This is a genomic window from Salipiger sp. HF18 (assembly GCF_011806505.1).
Classification (GTDB): domain Bacteria; phylum Pseudomonadota; class Alphaproteobacteria; order Rhodobacterales; family Rhodobacteraceae; genus Salipiger; species Salipiger thiooxidans.
Genome location: NZ_JAATOS010000425.1, coordinates 1 through 3,395, shown reverse-complemented (window position 1 = coordinate 3,395; position 3,395 = coordinate 1). Strand labels below are relative to the sequence as shown.

Below are 3,395 nucleotides of genomic sequence, written 5' to 3'. Positions count from 1 at the left end.
CGTTCAGGCAGCGTCGTCCGCCGTGGCCTCGCGCAGCGCCTTCGGCTTCAGCACCGCAAGCACCCCGGTCGCCAGCACGCCAAGCACCAGCGTCAGCACGCTTGCCAGCAGCACCGTCTCGACCCGCTCCGCGGCGACCGCGTCGATGTCCGAGATCAGCGAGAGCACCTCGAGGATGCTGAAGGTCATCAGGGCCGTGCCCGCGAAGCTGCTGCGCGGCAGCAACCGGAACGCCAGCGGAAAGATCACCAGGGCCAGCACGCCGGTCGCCGCCGCCGAAAGCCCGACCTGTGCCACCGCGACCGAGGCATAGGCGCCCAGAAGGGTCGCCAGCGTCCGCTTCAGGCTGCGCGAGAACAGCGCGCCATAGGGGGGCATCGACAGGATCACGAAGGTCAGCGGCAGCCAGAAGCCGTGATCGTCGAACAGTCTCTGCCCGAGCCAGACCGCGACCACGAGTCCGGAGCCGAAGACCGCGCCGAAGGTGAAGCTGTAGACCCGACTGCCCGCCGACACCGCGTCGAGCGTCCGCACCCGGCGTGCCAGCGAGGTGATGCCGATGCTCCAGACCATGCCACCCAGATAGATGCCCAGAAGCAGCGGCAGGTTGTCCGAGGGGATCAGCGGCGCGGTGAACAGCGTCCATGTCAGCACCGCGCGCATGGCGGGCCTGGCAAGCTGGTGATGCGCGGCGATGGCGGTCATCACCGCAAGGCAGCCCGCCGTCATCAGCGCCATGACCGGATCGGCGATGGCGACCATGCCTCCGAGCCCGGTCGCGATGGTCGCAAGCAGCGCCACCGGCGCCCCGCCCTCGCGGCTGGCGAGATGCGCGGGCATGGAGGCGGCGAAGGCGCCCATCCCGATGGGTCCGAAGAGCAGCCCCGCCACGACCACCGGCAGCACGACGGCCACCAGCATCACGCCGATGTCGGTCCAGCGCATCGGCGCAGGCCCGTCAAGGAACCACGCCGAGACCCGTTCGCCGATGCTCATGCCCTGTCTCTTTCCGAAAAACCGTGCCGTTCCCGAAACCCTAGCACGAACGGCGCAGGCCACCAGCCCGCGCCGCTGTCATCGATACTCGGCGATTTCAGAGGCTCTGGAACTGCGCCCGGTCCTTGGCGGACCAGCGCACGCGAACGACGAAGCCGTCCTCTTCCTGCCGCTCGTCCGTTACCAGCCCCTTGCCGAAGAGCCACGACCGGCGACGCCCCTCGTCAAACCCGAGCAGGAGCTCTTCCTCGACCGTCTCGCCCTGCAGCAGGTCGGTCACCGCCCGCAGCATCACGTCGAGCCCGTCGCCGGTCAGCGCCGAGACGGCGTAGACCTGCTCTTCGCGCTCGGCCCGGGTCAGCAGCGCGTCGCGCTCGTCCGGGTGCAGGCGGTCGATCTTGTTCCAGACCTCGATGCGCGGCACCTCCTCGTCGAGGCCCAGCGAGGCGAGGATGGTCTCCACGTCCTCGGACTGTTCCTCGGTGTTGGGGTGGGAGATGTCGCGCACATGCACGACCACGTCCGCGGCCAGAACCTCTTCGAGCGTGGCGCGGAAGGCCGCGACCAGTTCGGTCGGCAGGTCCGAGATGAAGCCCACCGTGTCCGACAGGATCACCTCGATACCCGTGGGCAGGCGCACCGCGCGCATCGTCGGGTCGAGCGTGGCGAAGAGCATGTCCTTGGCCATGACCTCGGCCCCGGTCAGCCGGTTGAAGAGCGTCGACTTGCCGGCGTTGGTATAGCCCACCAGCGCCACGATGGGGAACGGCACCTTGGCGCGCGCCTTGCGGTGCAGGTCGCGGGTCTTGACCACGCGGTCGAGCTGGCGCCGCAGCCGCACGAGCTGTTCGTCGATGGCGCGGCGGTCGGCCTCGATCTGGGTTTCGCCGGGGCCGCCGACGAAACCGAGCCCGCCGCGCTGCCGTTCGAGGTGGGTCCAGGCCCGCACCAGCCGGGTGCGCTGGTAGGACAGCGCCGCCATCTCGACCTGCAGCACGCCCTCGCGGGTGGCGGCACGGTCCGAGAAGATCTCGAGGATCAGCCCGGTCCGGTCGAGCAGCTTGACCTTCCACTGCTTCTCGAGATTGCGTTGCTGCACCGGGCTCACGGGGCCGTCGACAAGCACCAGCTCGACCTCGGCCTCCTCGAAGAGCGTCTTCAGCTCCTCGATCTTGCCGGTGCCGAAGAGGTGGCCAGGGTGCGGATCGCGCACCGGCACGACGGCGCTTCCCACGACCTCGAGGTCGGGGAGCGCGACTGCCAGCGCGACAGCTTCCTCGAGCGCCATCTCCGCGTCGCGGCGATCACGATCCGAGCGGATGTCGGGATGCAGGACCCAGGCGCGGGTCACATGCGTTACATGTTCTTTCAATCGTTGCCGTCGCCGTCATACAGGTTGATCGGCTGCGACGGCATGATCGTCGAGATCGCATGCTTGTAGACAAGCTGCGACTGCCCATCCCGGCGCAGAAGCACGCAGAAATTGTCGAACCAGGTGATGACGCCCTGCAGTTTAACCCCGTTGATCAGGAAGACAGTGACCGGAACCTTGGTTTTGCGGACGTGATTGAGGAACGCGTCCTGAAGATTTTGTCTGTCCGAAGCCATTGAATTTGCCTTTATTCTTGCCCTTTGCCGCCGGGCGGCCTTCGCTCTTTCGGGCGAGTATGTATCGCCAAAGGAGGAACTTCCAGTGCAAAAATCCGGGCCTTGGCGGATGTGCACGCTGCCTGTGCGCGCTGCCCACACGGAAGGCAGATGGCCCGGACGGCGTGTCAGTCGCGCCAGATGCCCGGGGTGAGAAGCACGATGATCGCCATCAGCTCGAGCCGCCCCAGCACCATCGCCGCGCAGAGCGTCAGCTTGACCCCGTCCCCCAGCGCGCCAAGGTCCACCGGCATCTCGGCGGCGGCGCGGATCAGCGGGCCGCAGTTGGTGAGGCCGGCAATGGTCAGCACCATGGCGTTCTCGAAATCGATGCCGAAGAGGCTGAAGATCAGCGAGAAGGCGGCGATGGACATGGCGAAGAGCATGAAGAACACCCACGCGATGAACGCTGCCGCCGCATCCTGCGCGCCATCGGGCCCGAGCGACCGATGGAGCTCGGATGCACCAGCTTCTCGAGCTCGCGCTTGCCCGCGAGGTAGAGCGCGTAGATCCGCAGGAGCTTGACGCCGCCCGCGGTGGTGGCGACGCCTCCGCCCATGATCGCGAGCCCCATGAGGATGAGCCCCGGGGTCGGCAGGCCCGACCAGCTCTGGGCCTCGGCCCAGTCGCTGCTGACGAAGCCCGTGGTCGACAGGAACGAGAGCGCGGTGAACACCCCGCCCCAGAGCGCCCGCAGCCCCAGCGCGAGGTTCTGTTCGCCGCCGACGTCGAAGGCGGCGATCCAGTGCCGC

General features: G+C 67.7%; 3 protein-coding genes and 1 pseudogene. All 4 read right to left on the bottom strand.

Translation table 11 applies throughout. From position 1 onward, the window contains the following. Positions 1-3: 3 nt before the first annotated feature. Positions 4-996 carry an FUSC family protein gene (locus HC022_RS21765; RefSeq protein ID WP_167453801.1) on the bottom strand — a complete coding sequence of 331 codons (993 nt, stop codon included), beginning with the start codon at positions 994-996 and terminating at the stop codon, positions 4-6. A gap of 97 nt (positions 997-1,093) precedes the next feature. After that, positions 1,094-2,347, bottom strand: a complete 1,254-nt coding sequence (hflX, locus tag HC022_RS21760; RefSeq protein ID WP_008885595.1) for a GTPase HflX — start codon at positions 2,345-2,347, stop codon at positions 1,094-1,096. A gap of 17 nt (positions 2,348-2,364) precedes the next feature. Continuing rightward, on the bottom strand, positions 2,365-2,604 hold the full coding sequence (gene hfq / locus HC022_RS21755) for an RNA chaperone Hfq (RefSeq protein WP_007800966.1): 240 nt from the start codon (positions 2,602-2,604) through the stop codon (positions 2,365-2,367). A gap of 167 nt (positions 2,605-2,771) precedes the next feature. Next, positions 2,772-3,395 (bottom strand): annotated as a pseudogene (locus HC022_RS21750) (potassium transporter TrkG); the annotation flags it as partial.

Bases quoted from the DNA above. Each gene is read 5' to 3' on its own strand.
- HC022_RS21765 (WP_167453801.1), bottom strand. From the start codon at position 996: ATGAGCATCGGCGAACGGGTCTCGGCGTGGTTCCTTGACGGGCCTGCG.
- hfq (WP_007800966.1), bottom strand. From the start codon at position 2,604: ATGGCTTCGGACAGACAAAATCTTCAGGACGCGTTCCTCAATCACGTC.